Origin of the sequence: Haloarcula halophila (assembly GCF_029278565.1) — an archaeon.
Taxonomy (GTDB): Archaea; Halobacteriota; Halobacteria; order Halobacteriales; family Haloarculaceae; genus Haloarcula; species Haloarcula halophila.
The window spans coordinates 1,971,925-1,984,549 of sequence record NZ_CP119559.1 but is presented as its reverse complement, the minus strand read 5'-3'; the positions used below and the strand labels follow the sequence as shown (position 1 = coordinate 1,984,549).

At 67.7% G+C, this 12,625-nt stretch carries 16 protein-coding genes; 7 read left to right on the top strand and 9 right to left on the bottom strand.

Translation table 11 applies throughout. The features are described 5' to 3' along the window. Nucleotide 1: 1 nt before the first annotated feature. Nucleotides 2–205, top strand: a complete 204-nt coding sequence (locus tag P0204_RS10530) for a heavy-metal-associated domain-containing protein (protein ID WP_276178949.1) — start codon at nt 2–4, stop codon at nt 203–205. On the opposite strand, the gene P0204_RS10525 is transcribed toward P0204_RS10530, so the two are convergent. Together P0204_RS10525 and P0204_RS10520 are read right to left on the bottom strand one after the other, a co-directional pair. Next, the gene (locus P0204_RS10525; RefSeq protein ID WP_276178947.1) at nt 202–633 is read right to left on the bottom strand and encodes a GIY-YIG nuclease family protein; all 432 of its coding nucleotides are present in this window, start codon (nt 631–633) and stop codon (nt 202–204) included. The two genes, P0204_RS10530 and P0204_RS10525, sit on opposite strands and share 4 nt — an antisense overlap. 4 nt (nt 634–637) lie before the next feature. Next, a complete protein-coding gene (locus P0204_RS10520) occupies nt 638–931 on the bottom strand; it encodes a hypothetical protein (protein ID WP_276178945.1) in 294 nt (97 codons plus the stop codon). Nucleotides 932–1,013: 82 nt separating this feature from the next. On the opposite strand from P0204_RS10520, the gene P0204_RS10515 reads away from it, so the two are divergent. Further along, complete coding sequence (locus P0204_RS10515) at nt 1,014–1,643, top strand: rhomboid family intramembrane serine protease (RefSeq protein ID WP_276178943.1); 630 nt, start codon at nt 1,014–1,016, stop codon at nt 1,641–1,643. On the opposite strand, the gene P0204_RS10510 is transcribed toward P0204_RS10515, so the two are convergent. After that, the gene (locus tag P0204_RS10510) at nt 1,640–2,374 is read right to left on the bottom strand and encodes a ribonuclease H-like domain-containing protein (protein WP_276178941.1); all 735 of its coding nucleotides are present in this window, start codon (nt 2,372–2,374) and stop codon (nt 1,640–1,642) included. The two genes, P0204_RS10515 and P0204_RS10510, sit on opposite strands and share 4 nt — an antisense overlap. An 86-nt stretch (nt 2,375–2,460) precedes the next feature. Here P0204_RS10510 and P0204_RS10505 point away from each other — a divergent pair, with 86 nt between their 5' ends. Further along, the gene (locus P0204_RS10505) at nt 2,461–2,838 is read left to right on the top strand and encodes a universal stress protein (protein ID WP_276178939.1); all 378 of its coding nucleotides are present in this window, start codon (nt 2,461–2,463) and stop codon (nt 2,836–2,838) included. Here the strand turns inward: P0204_RS10505 and P0204_RS10500 are convergent. Genes P0204_RS10500 through P0204_RS10490 form a run of 3 tightly spaced genes read right to left on the bottom strand, consistent with a single transcriptional unit; the run spans nt 2,835 to nt 4,682 of the window. Next, nucleotides 2,835–3,557 carry a MinD/ParA family ATP-binding protein gene (locus P0204_RS10500; protein WP_276178937.1) on the bottom strand — a complete coding sequence of 241 codons (723 nt, stop codon included), beginning with the start codon at nt 3,555–3,557 and terminating at the stop codon, nt 2,835–2,837. The genes P0204_RS10505 and P0204_RS10500 overlap by 4 nt on opposite strands. A 39-nt stretch (nt 3,558–3,596) precedes the next feature. Next, nucleotides 3,597–4,019 carry an HIT family protein gene (locus P0204_RS10495; RefSeq protein WP_276178935.1) on the bottom strand — a complete coding sequence of 141 codons (423 nt, stop codon included), beginning with the start codon at nt 4,017–4,019 and terminating at the stop codon, nt 3,597–3,599. A gap of 42 nt (nt 4,020–4,061) precedes the next feature. Beyond that, nucleotides 4,062–4,682 (bottom strand): uracil-DNA glycosylase, encoded by a 621-nt coding sequence (locus P0204_RS10490; protein ID WP_276178933.1) that lies wholly within the window; start codon nt 4,680–4,682, stop codon nt 4,062–4,064. A gap of 150 nt (nt 4,683–4,832) precedes the next feature. On the opposite strand from P0204_RS10490, the gene P0204_RS10485 reads away from it, so the two are divergent. After that, nucleotides 4,833–5,414, top strand: coding sequence for a helix-turn-helix domain-containing protein (locus P0204_RS10485; protein ID WP_276178931.1), 582 nt, complete (start codon nt 4,833–4,835; stop codon nt 5,412–5,414). A gap of 181 nt (nt 5,415–5,595) precedes the next feature. After that, nucleotides 5,596–5,874 carry a hypothetical protein gene (locus P0204_RS10480; protein WP_276178929.1) on the top strand — a complete coding sequence of 93 codons (279 nt, stop codon included), beginning with the start codon at nt 5,596–5,598 and terminating at the stop codon, nt 5,872–5,874. A 1-nt stretch (nt 5,875) separates the two neighbouring features. Here the strand turns inward: P0204_RS10480 and P0204_RS10475 are convergent, their stop codons facing one another. Genes P0204_RS10475 through proC form a run of 3 tightly spaced genes read right to left on the bottom strand, consistent with a single transcriptional unit; the run spans nt 5,876 to nt 8,808 of the window. Beyond that, nucleotides 5,876–7,216, bottom strand: coding sequence for a glutamate-5-semialdehyde dehydrogenase (locus P0204_RS10475; protein WP_276178927.1), 1,341 nt, complete (start codon nt 7,214–7,216; stop codon nt 5,876–5,878). Then, nucleotides 7,209–8,042, bottom strand: coding sequence for a glutamate 5-kinase (gene proB / locus P0204_RS10470; RefSeq protein ID WP_276178925.1), 834 nt, complete (start codon nt 8,040–8,042; stop codon nt 7,209–7,211). Before proB ends, P0204_RS10475 begins: the two co-directional genes overlap by 8 nt. Next, nucleotides 8,035–8,808 carry a pyrroline-5-carboxylate reductase gene (gene proC / locus P0204_RS10465; protein WP_276178923.1) on the bottom strand — a complete coding sequence of 258 codons (774 nt, stop codon included), beginning with the start codon at nt 8,806–8,808 and terminating at the stop codon, nt 8,035–8,037. The genes proB and proC overlap by 8 nt, the downstream gene beginning before the upstream one ends. A 250-nt stretch (nt 8,809–9,058) precedes the next feature. On the opposite strand from proC, the gene P0204_RS10460 reads away from it, so the two are divergent. Both P0204_RS10460 and ileS read left to right on the top strand, forming a co-directional pair. Further along, nucleotides 9,059–9,229: a DUF4177 domain-containing protein gene (locus tag P0204_RS10460; RefSeq protein ID WP_276178921.1), complete on the top strand. Its 171-nt coding sequence runs from the start codon at nt 9,059–9,061 to the stop codon at nt 9,227–9,229. 103 nt (nt 9,230–9,332) lie between these two features. Further along, on the top strand, nt 9,333–12,536 hold the full coding sequence (gene ileS / locus P0204_RS10455; RefSeq protein WP_276178919.1) for an isoleucine--tRNA ligase: 3,204 nt from the start codon (nt 9,333–9,335) through the stop codon (nt 12,534–12,536). Nucleotides 12,537–12,625: the final 89 nt, after the last annotated feature.

Below are 12,625 nucleotides of genomic sequence, written 5' to 3'. Positions count from 1 at the left end.
TATGAGCACGCAGACCCTCTCGGTGACGGGGATGTCCTGTACCGGCTGTGAAGACGCCGTCGAGCAGGCGCTGGGGGAACTCTCCGGCGTCGTCTCGGTATCGGCCGACCACGGCGCGGGGACGGTGACCGTCGAGACAGACGGCGACGTCGACGAGGAAGCGATCGGGTCGGCAGTCGCCGACGCCGGCTACGAACTGGCTTAGTCGGCCGCCGCGGCCTCGTGAGCCCGTTCGACGCTGGCGAGCAACACGTCCCGGCGCTCGTGAGAGGTGAGGTGGGTCGGACAGTCACAGTCCGAACAGCCGAATCCGGTGACGCCCCCGAACCCGTCGGCCGTCGGATCGCCGATCCGGCCGGCGACCGCACACTCGACAGCGGCCTCGGTCGTCACGACGGTGTCGACGGTCGTCGCCGGATCGCCGAGGAGGTAGTCGACGTGCCAGTGGCGGGTGTCGTTCTCGCCGGCCGCGACCGCACGATGACGGTCGATCCGGCCGAACCCGCCCGAACCGAGCGCGCTCCCGGTGTAGGCGTACCATCCGGCCGGAAACTGCCGCCGGCCGAGCGCGCCGACCTCGATCGTCGCGCCCTCGCTCCGTTCGAGGACGAGCGTGTACGTCCCGCCGGCCATCGGGTCAGGCGCCCTGACTCGGATCGGCGGCCAACTCGCCGAAGCCGTCGAGCCGGTAGGTCCGTGAGTCCGTACAGTCCTCGGTCTCGGCGGCGAGTTCGCCGACGAGCCAGTCGTAGCGGTGGGGGAAGTCGTCGTAAGGGGCGTCCTCGAAGCGCTCCAGCAAGGCCTCGGCCGTGAGATCCCGCTCGTAGTCCTCGACGAAGGCCGCGAGCTGTTCGGCTGCCTCGGTGGCGGTCCCCTCGTCGGTCGATTCCGCGAACGCCTCGGCAAGCGACTCGCTGAGCGTGTCTGTCATACCCGATCGAACGCGGCCGGTCCACGTATGCGTTCTGGATTCGGGCCGACCTTTCTTGTGGGAGTGGTCGGAAGTACGGAGTATGCCCCGCCTCACGGACAGCCCCACGGTGGTCACCCTCGGGGCCATCGGCGCCGTCTTCGCCCTCCAGCAGGTCGTCGGCTTGCTCGTCCCACAGACGCTCGTGTTCGGGATGTCACACCCGTTCAGTCAGCCCTGGACGCTCGTGACCAGCGTCTACGCCCACGGCGGCCCCTCGCATCTGTTGTCGAACGCCATCGCGCTGGCGGTCCTCGGGTTCCTGCTCGAACGGGAGACCACCAGCCTCCGCTATCACACGTTTTTCCTCCTCACCGGAATGTTCGCCGGCCTGGCCGAGGTGTACGCCGCGCGACTGCTCGGCCCGATCGTCCCCTGGATGGTCAGCCAGGTCAACGTCCTGGGGGCGAGCGGCGCGATCTTCGCGTTCCTGGGGTATCTGCTCGCCTCGAACCGGCTGACCGAGACGGTCGTGGGCGGGATCTCGCTGTCACCACGGGCACAACTCGCGATCGGTGGGATCTGCGCCGCGGCGATCACCATCGCGACCGCGAATCCGGGCGTCGCACTGATCGCACACTTCACCGGCCTCCTGCTGGGTATTCTGGCCGGGCGAGCACACCTGCTGCGCCCCGGGAGCGTCCTCGGGGAACCGGCCCCCACAGAGCCCTAGACGAACAGTTCCTCGTCGAGGTCGCTGGTCACGCGGTCGGCCAGCGTCCGGAGGTTGACGGTGTCCTCGCGGTTGTACGAGATCAGTGTCTCCAGGGAGCCGTCGACGCCGCGTTCGTGTTCCCGCCAGAGCCGCACCGCGTCCCGCCCGGAGATGTCCGGCCGCTCGCGCTCGATGCCGATGTCCTGCTCGACCTGCTTGAGCCCGCCCGAGAGCCCGAGTTTCTTGCAGGTGTACATGAGGTCGAGGTGCGGGTCCCTGAGGTCGATGTCGAAGTTCGCCTCCAGGAAGGGGACGTCGAAGCGCTTGCCGTTGAACGTCACCAGGAGGCCGGCGTCGGCGAAGGCCGCCCGGAGGTTCTCGGCGGTGAGATCGTCGCCGGCCACGAGCGTCCGTGTCTCGCCGTCCTGGTGGAGACTGACGGTGGTCACCTGGTTGCGGTGTTCGTCCAGGCCCGTCGTCTCGATGTCGAAGAAACAGGCCCGGTCGCGGAACGTCTCGTAGAGACGCCACTGCTCGCTGTTGGGGAAGGCCCGGTCGAAGTAGTCGACGTCGGCCGCCGCGACACGGTCTCGGCCCTCCTCGATGAACGACCCGATCCGCTGGCCGCGTTTCCCGCCGACGACCGACGGCTCGAACTCGTCCCAGTGGGTGATCCCCTGCTCCCAGATGCTCCGTTCGGTCTTCTCGCCGACGCCGTCGACCCCGATGAAACTGTTCTCGACGCGCACGCTCTCCCGTAGGGGCGGCGGTCGACGTAAGTTCGTCGGAGCCGATCGGCGAAAGGGCGAAGCCACCGGCGTCCGCAGGGACACCTATGACCGAATATCTCGTCGCCACCTCGTCGGTCCACGTCACCGCCGCGGCGGCCGACTACCTCCGTGACCGACTGGACCCCAGCGATGACGGCGTGGTCGTCGTCGCGGTCCGTGATCCCTCGGCACCGGACCGTGACGCCGGCGACGCGGCCAACGTCGCCCGTTCGCGACTCGCGGCCGCGATGCCGACGACCGAGACCAGAGCGGGTGACCCGACCGAGGAGGTCCTGGCGGCGATCGACGACCACGACCCGGACACCGTCCTGATCGGCGCCAACCGCGGCACCGAGGGGGCGAGCGGGGTCGGGGAGACCGCCCGGGCGGTGCTGTCGGCGGCGACCCGGCCCGTCGTCGTGGTTCCGTTGCCGGATCTCTAGAGGAGTCCCCCGGAGTCGAACGAGAGCCCCAGCTCCACGTCCAGCAGCGCCTCGGTGGTGTCGGCGACGGCCGGCGCGAGCGTGCTCTCGGGGTCCAGTGCGGACGGACTCGTCGGGTTCGGGTCGCCGGCCGGAACCGTGTGGTCGGCGTCCTCGACGGCGACGGCCTCGGCGGCGTCGGTCCGGGTGGCGACGACGGCGTCGGCGGGCGCGTCGACGTCCCGTAACCGGCCACGCTGCTGGGGGAGGAGATCACGGCCCCGGGCGGTCGCTGGAACCACGAGCGCGCGGCGTTGTGCGGCGTCGACGGCCGCCAGCGCCTGGTTGGCGGCGACCGGCGGAACGTCGAGCAGGACGTGGTCGTACTGGCCGGCCGCCTCGGCGACGGCCCGTTCGAACGCCTGTGCGTGCTCGGACGTCTTCGCCCGGGCGATGCGTTCGAAGGGTGCGTGGGCCGGACAGAGCGCGACCTGACCGGGGACGCCGAAGTCGGCGTCGTAGGTCGCCTCGGCCAGGGACGCCTCCCCGGTCGCGACCGCCGTCAGGTCGCCCCGGATCTGTGCCGGGACCCGCGTGGCCAGTCCCTGGGTCGCGAAGGCCGCATCGAGGACCGCGACCGAACGGCCGTCCCTGGCCAGGGTCGCGGCCGTCTCGACGGCCAACCGCGTCGTTCCCGCACCACCCGTCGCACCGACGAACGCGAGCGTCGACACTCCCATACACTTCGTTGCACTCGCTCTACGGTAAAAAGATACGGCTTAAACGCCGTCCTCGATGGCCGCCGCGATGTCGTCGAGTTCGTCGTCGCTCAGGTCGGGTCGGTCGCTGACGAGCGCGTGGATCGGCCGGCCGCCGTCGTCCTCGAACCGTGGGACGATGTGGCCGTGGACGTGGGGAACTTCCTGGCCGGCGGCCTCGCCGTTGTTGAACGCCACCGTCGTCGCCGGCGCGTCGACCGCCGCCTCGACGGCGGGCGTGAGCGCGTGGACCGTGCTCATGACCTCGCTGGCGGCGTCGGCGGGAAGGTCGTTCAGCCGTTCGTGGTGGGCTTTCGGGATGACGAGCGTGTGCCCCGGCGAGAGCGGGTTGGCGTCCAGAAACGCCAGCACGGAGTCGTCCTCGTAGACGGTCCGGCTCGGGATGTCCCCGTCGACGATCTGACAGAAGATGCAGTCGCTCATGTCCGGGTCGTCGGCCGGCGATTACATGAAGGTTCGGCCCCGCTACGGGTGACAGCCGGCGACCGTCTCGCGGATCGCGTCGACGTACTCCGCGCGGTCGTAGCCCAGTCGCGCGAGCCACACCTCCTGGTAGCTCGGGTGGAGGAGTGGAACGACAGGCACGCCGAGTGTGTCGCTGTATCGGGGTTCCAGTACGTCGTCGAGGAAGCCGTCCAGCGAGTCGCCGTCGAGCGCGAGCACGGTTCGCGTCGCGTGGTTCCCGGTCGTCACGACCACCCGCGGGCCGACCGTCTCGATCTCCTCGATCAGGTAGGGCCGACAGTTCGCGAGTTCGTCGTCGGTCGGGTCGCGGTTCTCCGGTGGATGACACTTCACCGCGTTCGTGAAGTAACAGTCGTCGTGGTCGAATCCGGCGTCGGCCAGGAGCGAGCGGATCTTTCGGCCCGACGCCCGCGAGGTGTAGGCCATCCCGGTCAGGTTCCCGCCCCGCCAGCGGTCGGCGTCGGGGTCCCCCTCGGCCGGTGCCTCACCGACGACGACGAGATCGGCATCCAGCGGGCCGTTTCCCCAGGAGATGCACGTACGACTCTCGGTGAGGGCGGGACAGCGCCGGCAGTCCTCGGCGAGCGCGTTGCGACTGTCGTCGTCGGGGAACGGTGACATCGGGCTCGTCCGGTTTCGGGTGTGTTCGGTCGACACATGTAGTTTCTGTCCCGTCGCCTGACCAGTCGCCCCGCAGTCGCGATTGGGCGGTTCGCGGCCGCGAAATTCGCTTCCGTATTTATTACACCGCCACGAGAGCCTAGACCCACCGTGTCCGACCTTCCAGACTGGATCGAAACCCGGATCGACCGGGACCTCGACAAGACGCTGACACAGGACCACGTCGCCGAGGTCATGGTCGACGCCGAGCGGCCGTTCTTCTCGACGCGCCAGCTCCAGGCGCGCGTCAAACCGGACGTGAGCAAAGCGACCGTCAGGAACCGACTCGACGAGCTACGGGAGATCGACGTCGTCGCGACCGAGACCTACCCCGACTCGGTCACCCTGTACTACATCGACTACGACGAGTCGGACTGGCCGCTATCGCCGGAAGGAAAGCACGCCCTCAGAACCGCGACCCCGCTCGACCGGCTCTCCATCGGCTTTCTCGGCCTCTCGGACACGGTCGGCAGTCACCCCACCGTGGTCGCTGGTCTCCTGGTCAGCCTCGTGCTGTTCGGCCTCGGTGGCCTCGCGAGCCTCGTCGGCGCCACACTGCTGTTCGACATCGGTGGCCTCGCGCGGCCCGTCGGCACGCTGCTGGTCGGTGCCTGCGCAGTCGTCTGTACCAGCGCGCTCCAATCGGGCATCTTCTTTCTGGGGCTGGTCGCCACTGACCGCACGATGGGATAGCACCACCGTGTCGGCAGAGTGCCTCCCGACGACACCCCCGCGAGTCGGCCCACCGCCCGGTTACAGCACGTCGAAGACCTGCCCACAGCGCCGGCCGTCGGTTTTCCCGGCCGCGATTGCGTGGTTCACGGCCGCGAAATTCGCTCCGGGGCTTATGAGAGCGCTCCGGTAACGGGAAAGCATGACTGTGATCCTCCAGTCAGGCATCGCGGCCAGTCCGGAGTTGCTCCTCGTCTTCGTCGGGGCCGGGATACTGTTCGCGATACCGCTCGTCGTGTCGTTGTTGCTCTATCGGGACGCCAGGAGCCGGGGCAGTCCCCACGCGGTGGCGTGGGCGAGCGCCTCGTTCTTCTGTGCGGTGTTGGGCTCGCTGTTCGGGGGCGTCGTCTTCTGGGTGTTCTACCTGGTCGTCCGGGACGAGATCGGCTCCGGCGAGCCGGCTTCGAGCACCGTCGGGTGAATCACTCCCCGGCCAGGTGGCCGGGAGTCCACTCGCCGTCGAAGTCACGGTGAGTGAACGGGAGGGCGTCGTCGCCGGCGTAACTCGCGACCAGTTGGCCGTCACCCTCCAGGTAGTACTTGTAGGTCGTCAGCCCCTCCAGCCCGACCGGGCCGCGGGCGTGGATCTTGCCCGTGGAGATACCGACCTCCGCGCCCAGCCCGTAGCGGTAGCCGTCGGCGAAGCGCGTCGAGGCGTTGTGGAAGACGCTTGCGGCGTCGATGCCGGTCATGAACGTCTCGGCCACGTCGGCGTCTTCGGTGACGATCGATTCGGTGTGTTTCGAGCCGAAGGTGTTGGCGTGGTCGACGGCCGCGTAGACGTCCTCGACGACCTTGATCGACAGTTCGAGGTCGCCGTACTCACTCGACCAGTCGTCGTCGCTCGCGGGGTCGACGTCGACGATCTCCCGGGTCGGGGCGTCCCCGCGCAGTTCGACGCCGGCCTCGCGGTAGCGCTCGACCATCCCCGGGAGGAAGTCGGCGGCCACGTCGTCGTCGACGAGCAGCGTCTCGACGGCGTTACAGACGGCGGGGTACTGGACCTTCGCGTCGAAGGCGATCTCCTCGGCCATTTCGAGGTCGGCCGCCTCGTCGACGTAGACGTGACAGACCCCCTCGGTGTGCCCCAGAACGGGAATCTGGGTGTTGTCCTGGATGTAGGAGACGAACTCCGAGGAGCCACGGGGCATCACCAGATCGACCTTGTCGTCCAGTTCCAGCAGGCGGTCGACCTCCTCGTGGGCCTCGATGAGTTGTGCCCAGCCTTCGGGGAGGTCGGCGTCGGCCTCCGCGACGGCCTCGACGATCGTCTCGTAGAGGACGCGGTTGGATTCGCTGGCCTCGCTGCCGCCCTTGAGGATGACGGCGTTGCCCGACTTCAGCGCGAGCGCGGCGATCTGGACCAGGGCGTCGGGACGGGACTCGAAGATGGTCCCGACGACGCCGATGGGGACCGCGACCTTGTACAGCTCCAAGTCGTCGTCGAGTTCACGGGCGGCCAGCGTCTTGCCCAGCGGATCGGTCTGGTCGGCGACGGACTCGACCATCCCGGCGATCGATTCGAGTTTGCCCTCGTCGAGTTTCAGCCGGTCGACCAGCGCCTGCGTGTACTCGCCTTCCGCGAGCATCTCCTCTGCCTCGGCGACGTCCTCGGCGTTGGCTTCAAGGATCGCCTCGCTGTTCTCCCGGATCGCGTCGGCGATGGCACCGAGCGCGGCGTCGCGCTCGGCGGCGTCGACGTTCGCCAGCCGCAGGGCCGCGGACTGTGCCTGTTCGACCTGGCGTTCGGTGTCGTCAGTCATCTACCTCACCGTTGATCGGGACGAATATTGTGCCCACCGATTCGGCCCTGGCGACGTTCTCCAGCACGTCGGGCTCCGTCGACCGGGCGATGATCGCCGGGATACCGTGTTCGCTGACGTCCCGGGCGCCGCTGACCTTCGTCTGGATGCCGCCGAACCCGCCCGTCGAGCTCTCGGAGACCAGCTCTTCGACCTCGTCGTAGTTCTCGCCGACGACCGGGATGCGCTCGGCGTCGGGGTTCTCCTTGGGGTTGCCAGTGTAGACCCCGCCCACGTCGGTCAGGGTCACCAGCAGGTCCACGTCGACGCCGATAGCGATGGAGGACGAGATCATGTCGTTGTCGCCGATCTGGAGTTCCTCCGTCGCGACGGCGTCGTTCTCGTTGATGATCGGGACGACACCCCAATCGAGCAGCGTCTCGACGGTGTTGCGGAAGTTGGTGAACCGCTCGGGGTTCTCCAGGTCGTGTTCGGTGATGAGGATCTGGGCGACCGTCCGACCGTACCGTTCGAAGCTCTCGGTGTAGCGGCGCATCAGGTGGCTCTGGCCGACCGTCGAGAGCGCCTGGGACTCCTCGACGGTCCCGGTTGGATGGTCGACCCGGCCGATCCCGGCCCCCACAGCCCCCGAGGAAACCAGCAGGACCTCCTTGCCCCGCGAGAGCAGGTCCTCGATATCGTCGACGAGTTTGTCGAGTTTCTCGTCGTCCAAGTTCGACTCCTCGTCGGTCAGTGAGTTCGTGCCGGCCTTGACGATGACCCGCTGGGCGTCGGCGGCGAGTTGTCGGGTCGCCGAGACGGTCTCGGCGTCGACGGCCTCACGCATCGTCGAAGTCGGCCGCCAGTTCCTTCGAACGCCGCTCTGCGGCCGCGACCGCGTCGGCGACGGCCTCGTCGGCGTCGCTGTCCCAGAGGACCTCCATACCCTCGATCGTCGTCCCGTTCGGCGAGCAGACGGCGTCGATCAGTTCCTCGGCGCTTCGGTCGTCCCGCAGGATCGTCTCGGCGGCACCCTTGAACGTCTGTGCCGCGAGAGTCTCGGCCTCCTCGTGGTCCAGCCCGCCCGCGACGCCGGCCTGGGTCATGGCGTCGATGAGATAGAAGACGAAGGCCGGCCCGCTCCCGTTGACGGCGGTCGCGATGTCCATCTGTGCCTCCTGGATCTCGGCGAACTCGCCGACGTCGTCCAGCAGTTCCCGGATCGCCGGCGAGAGGTCGCCTGTGGCGGCCGCGGCCATATCGCGGGTCTCGGCGGCCAGGTTCGGCATGATCCGGACCACGTCGGCGTCGGTGTATGCCTCGACGAACTCCGTGGGGACGCCCGCGGCGATCGAGACCAGCGTCTGGTCGGCCGAGAGCTCCAGTTCGTCCAGTACCGCCTCGACGATGTCGGGTTTGACCGCGACGAACACGACGTCTGCCTCCGCGGCCCGCGAGATGTCCTCTGTCGTCTCCGTGCTGTAGTCGGCGACGGCCGCCAGCGCCTCGGAGTCCAAGTCACACGCGATGACCGTGTGGTTCCCGGACTTCCAGAGGCCCGTGACGAGGGCACTGCCCATGTTCCCGCAGCCGATGACGCTCGTGCGTACCATTGTCTCTACCACACCTCAGGAGACGCAGAGACTAACTGTGTTTTCATCCCGCGCTCGACACGGGAGCAGTGTTTAGTTACGGGAATTCGACCATACACAGCCAGAAAGCCCCACTCAGGCCGGTTGATCAGCCAGCTACGGAGTGGGGCTGAAAGGGGCGGCTGGCTCCGGGACCTCTTGACTGCTGAAGGAGACGCCACTATCGGGCGACCACAAGACTGGTACCGGTGGCACCGTTCCCGCCAGATGTATGCCCTCCTACGAGTACAAGATGTTCGAAGTCGAAACCGGCATGTTCGGCTCCAGCAGCGTCCCCGAAGAGCAGTTGAACGAACTCGGCGCTGACGGCTGGGAAGTCGTCGCGCCGATCACCCAGAACAGCGGGCAGACCGCCGCACTCCTCCTCCAGCGCGAGCGCTGACGCGCCGTTCGCCCCACAGACACGGGTTGTCGGGGCCGCTCGTCCCGTGACGGCGACACACACAATCGATTGTCCTTTAATGCCGGCGGCGAATGTGACCGGTATGGACCGATTCGCCGCGATCGACGACCAGTACGATCCGGAGGCCGTCGAGGAGACGGTCTTCGACTACTGGGACGACGTCGACGCCTACGAACGGACGAAGGCACATCGTGCCGACGGGGAGACGTACTTCTTCGTCGACGGGCCGCCGTACACCTCCGGCGCGGCCCACATGGGGACGACCTGGAACAAGACCCTGAAAGACCTCTACATCCGCTATCTCCGGATGCAGGGGTACGACGTCACCGACCGGCCGGGCTACGACATGCACGGCCTGCCCATCGAGACGAAAGTCGAGGAACGGCTGGACTTCGAGAACAAGAAAGACATCGAGCGCTTCGGCGAGGAGAACTTCATCGAGGAGTGCAAGGCCTTCGCCGAGGAGCAACTCGAAGGGCTCCAGACGGACTTCCAGGACTTCGGCGTCTGGATGGACTGGGACGACCCGTACAAGACCGTCGAGCCGGAGTACATGGAGGCCGCCTGGTGGGGGTTCCAGCAGGCCCACGAACGGGACCTCGTCGAGCAGGGCAAACGCTCGATCAACCAGTGTCCCCGGTGTGAGACCGCCATCGCCAACAACGAGGTCGAGTATCACGACGTTGGCAAGCCATCGATCTACGTCAAGTTCCCCCTGGCCGACCGGGAGGGCAGCGTCGTCATCTGGACCACCACCCCCTGGACCATCGTCGCCAACACCTTCGTCGCCGTCGACGGGGACCTGGAGTACGTCGGCGTCGACGCCACGAAAGAGGGCGAGACCGAACGGCTCTACGTCGCCGAACCCTGCGTCGAGGGCGTCCTGAAGGCCGGCCGGTACGAGGACTACGAGGTCGTCGAGGAACTGTCCGGCGAGGACCTCGTGGGCTGGGAGTACGACCACCCGCTGGCCGACGAGGTCCCGGACCACGCAAGCGCCGAGGGGTCCGGCCAGGTCTACACCGCCGACTACGTAGAGGCCGACCGCACCGGGCTGGTCCACTCCGCGCCCGGCCACGGTGAAGAGGACTTCGAGCGCGGCCAGGAGCTGGATCTGGAAGTGTTCTGTCCGGTCGGTAGCGACGGCGTCTACACCGCCGAGGCCGGCAAATACGAGGGGACCTTCGTCCGGGACGCCAACGACGACGTGATCGCCGACCTCGATTCGAAGGGGCTGTTGCTGGCTCACGAGGAGGGTCACTCCGTCCGGGAGGGGCAGTGTTGGCGCTGTGACACCGACATCGTCCGCATCGTCACCGACCAGTGGTTCATCACGGTCACCGACATCAAGGAGGAACTGCTGGACAACATCGAGGACAGCGAGTGGTACCCCTCGTGGGCGCGGGACAACCGCTTCCACGATTTCGTCGAGGACGCCCCGGACTGGAACGTCTCCCGCCAGCGCTACTGGGGTATCCCGATCCCGATCTGGCTCCCGGAAGACTGGAGCGGCGACATGGACGACGCCGTCGTCGTCGGCGACCGCGAGGAACTGGCCGAACTGGTCGACCAGGAGATCGATCCCGACGCCGTCGACCTCCACAAGGGGACCGTCGACGACCTGACGATCACCCGGGACGGGACGACCTACACCCGGGTCGGCGACGTCTTCGACGTGTGGCTCGACTCCTCGGTCGCGACGTGGGGGACGCTGGACTACCCCGAACAGACCGAGGCCTTCGAGGAGTTGTGGCCCGCCGACCTCATCATGGAGGCCCACGACCAGACCCGCGGGTGGTTCTGGTCGCAACTGGGCATGTCGACGGCCGCGACCGGCGAGATCCCCTACAAGCAGGTGCTGATGCACGGCTACGCCAACATGCCCGACGGCCGCGGGATGTCCAAATCGAAGGGCGTGCTGGTCGACCCTCACGAGGTCATCGAAGAGTACGGCCGGGACCCGATGCGGCTGTTCCTGCTGTCGGTGACCGCCCAGGGCGAGGACATGAACTTCTCCTGGGACGAGACCGCCGAGATGCAACGGCGGCTCAACATCCTCTGGAACGTCGCCCGCTTCCCGCTGCCGTACATGCGGGCCGACGGCTTCGATCCCGCGGAGACGACGGTTGCGGACGTCCGCGAGAACCTCGAGCTCGTCGACGAGTGGGTCCTCTCGCGGCTCCAGAGCGTCGAACAGGCCATGACCGAGCACATGGAGAACTTCGAGAACGACAAGGCCGCCGGCGAACTGCTCGATTTCGTCGTCGAAGACGTCTCCCGGTTCTACATCCAGGTCGTCCGCGAGCGGATGTGGGACGAGGCCGATTCGGCCTCCAAGCAGGCTGCATACGCGACGCTGTACCGCGTCCTGGAGGAGGTCGCCGCCCTCTTCGCGCCCTTCACCCCGTTCGTCGCCGAGGAGGTCTACGGCGCGCTGACCGGCGACGGCGGCCACCCGACGGTCCACATGTGTGACTGGCCCGAATCGGACGCGTCGCTGCGCGACCCCGAACTGGAAGACGAGATCGAGGTCGTCCGCGAGGTCGAGGAGGCCGGCTCGAACGCCCGCCAGCAGGCCGAGCGGAAACTCCGCTGGCCGGTCACGCGCGTGATCGTCGACGTCGACAGCGAGGCCGTCGCCGACGCCGTGGAGTCCCAGACGGCCATCGTCGCCGACCGGCTGAACGCCCGCGCGGTCGAGGTCGTCGGCGCCGACGAGGAGTGGGGCGAACTCCGCTACTCCGCCGAAGCCGACATGAGCGAACTCGGCCCCGCCTTCGGCGACGACGCCGGTCGCGTGATGAACGCGCTCAACGAGTCACGGGTCACCGAGCGGTCGATCGACGCGCTCGAAGCGGCCGTCGCCGACGAACTGGGCGAACCCGTCGATCTGACCGACGAGATGGTCGAGTTCCGCCGGGAGACGCCCGCCGGCGTCACCGGCACCGAGTTCGCGGCGCTTTCCGGCGGCGGCGTCGTCTACGTCGACACGAAACTCACCGAGGACATCGAGAGCGAGGGGTACGCCCGCGAGGTCATCCGCCGGGTCCAGGAGATGCGCAAGGACCTCGAACTGGACATCGAGGAGCGGATCGTCGTCGACCTCGACGTCGCCGACGACCGCGTGGCCGCGCTGGTCGACGACCACCGGGACCTGATCGCCGAGGAAGTCCGGGCCGACGAGTTCGGCGAAGTCGTCGACGGCCACCGTAAGACCTGGGCGGTCGAGGACGTGGAGATGGAGATCGCGGTTGCACCGGTCGCGGCCGCGGAAGCCTCCGACTGAGCGACGCAGCGGGCGGACCGACGCTCCCACGACCGATTTTTTCTGCGACGGCGATCGGATATCTTCGGCGGACCGTAACCGATTAGACG

Bases quoted from the DNA above. Each gene is read 5' to 3' on its own strand.
- P0204_RS10530 (WP_276178949.1), top strand. From the start codon at position 2: ATGAGCACGCAGACCCTCTCGGTGACGGGGATGTCCTGTACCGGCTGT.
- P0204_RS10525 (WP_276178947.1), bottom strand. From the start codon at position 633: ATGGCCGGCGGGACGTACACGCTCGTCCTCGAACGGAGCGAGGGCGCG.
- P0204_RS10520 (WP_276178945.1), bottom strand. From the start codon at position 931: ATGACAGACACGCTCAGCGAGTCGCTTGCCGAGGCGTTCGCGGAATCG.
- P0204_RS10515 (WP_276178943.1), top strand. From the start codon at position 1,014: ATGCCCCGCCTCACGGACAGCCCCACGGTGGTCACCCTCGGGGCCATC.
- P0204_RS10505 (WP_276178939.1), top strand. From the start codon at position 2,461: ATGACCGAATATCTCGTCGCCACCTCGTCGGTCCACGTCACCGCCGCG.
- P0204_RS10500 (WP_276178937.1), bottom strand. From the start codon at position 3,557: ATGGGAGTGTCGACGCTCGCGTTCGTCGGTGCGACGGGTGGTGCGGGA.
- P0204_RS10495 (WP_276178935.1), bottom strand. From the start codon at position 4,019: ATGAGCGACTGCATCTTCTGTCAGATCGTCGACGGGGACATCCCGAGC.
- P0204_RS10490 (WP_276178933.1), bottom strand. From the start codon at position 4,682: ATGTCACCGTTCCCCGACGACGACAGTCGCAACGCGCTCGCCGAGGAC.
- P0204_RS10480 (WP_276178929.1), top strand. From the start codon at position 5,596: ATGACTGTGATCCTCCAGTCAGGCATCGCGGCCAGTCCGGAGTTGCTC.
- P0204_RS10475 (WP_276178927.1), bottom strand. From the start codon at position 7,216: ATGACTGACGACACCGAACGCCAGGTCGAACAGGCACAGTCCGCGGCC.
- proB (WP_276178925.1), bottom strand. From the start codon at position 8,042: ATGCGTGAGGCCGTCGACGCCGAGACCGTCTCGGCGACCCGACAACTC.
- proC (WP_276178923.1), bottom strand. From the start codon at position 8,808: ATGGTACGCACGAGCGTCATCGGCTGCGGGAACATGGGCAGTGCCCTC.
- P0204_RS10460 (WP_276178921.1), top strand. From the start codon at position 9,059: ATGCCCTCCTACGAGTACAAGATGTTCGAAGTCGAAACCGGCATGTTC.
- ileS (WP_276178919.1), top strand. From the start codon at position 9,333: ATGGACCGATTCGCCGCGATCGACGACCAGTACGATCCGGAGGCCGTC.